General features: G+C 45.9%; 1 protein-coding gene. It reads left to right on the top strand.

What is annotated here, in order from left to right; translation table 11 throughout:
• The coding region (locus H9Y04_RS49350) for an AAA family ATPase (protein WP_187820201.1) at nucleotides 1–508 on the top strand (508 nt) is incomplete at both ends.

Consider the following 508-nt stretch of genomic DNA (forward strand, 5'->3'; position numbering starts at 1 on the left):
ATTGCAGCCAAGAGAAAGTTGGATGAGCTTGAAATCAAAGCTCATGATGCTGAAAGACGGCACGAAACCGCAAAGGCTGCAGACTTGAGATACTTTGCCATTCCTGACGTTCAGAAACACATACAAGAGCTTGAGATTAAGGTAGCTGAGGAAGAGGCACAAGAAGGACTGGAAGCCTTATTAAGAAATGTTGTCGGTTCAGAGCAAGTATCTGAAACTGCTGCCAAGCTCACGGGAATTCCAGTAACCAAATTGACTCGTGCTGAGAATTCCAAATTGATCAACATGGAGAAAGAATTGGCTTCTGAGGTTGTTGGACAGCCAGAAGCAGTCAAGGCGGTTTCCAATGCTATCAGATTGTCACGCTCTGGACTTGCCAATCCAAACCAACCAGCTTCATTCTTGTTCCTCGGTTTATCGGGTTCCGGTAAGACTGAATTGGCCAAGAAGTTGGCCGGGTTCTTGTTTGCCGATGAAAGGGCCATGATAAGAATTGACTGTTCCGAGT

Source organism: Streptomyces polyasparticus (genome assembly GCF_014493765.1).
GTDB classification, from domain to species: Bacteria; Actinomycetota; Actinomycetes; order Streptomycetales; family Streptomycetaceae; genus Streptomyces; species Streptomyces polyasparticus.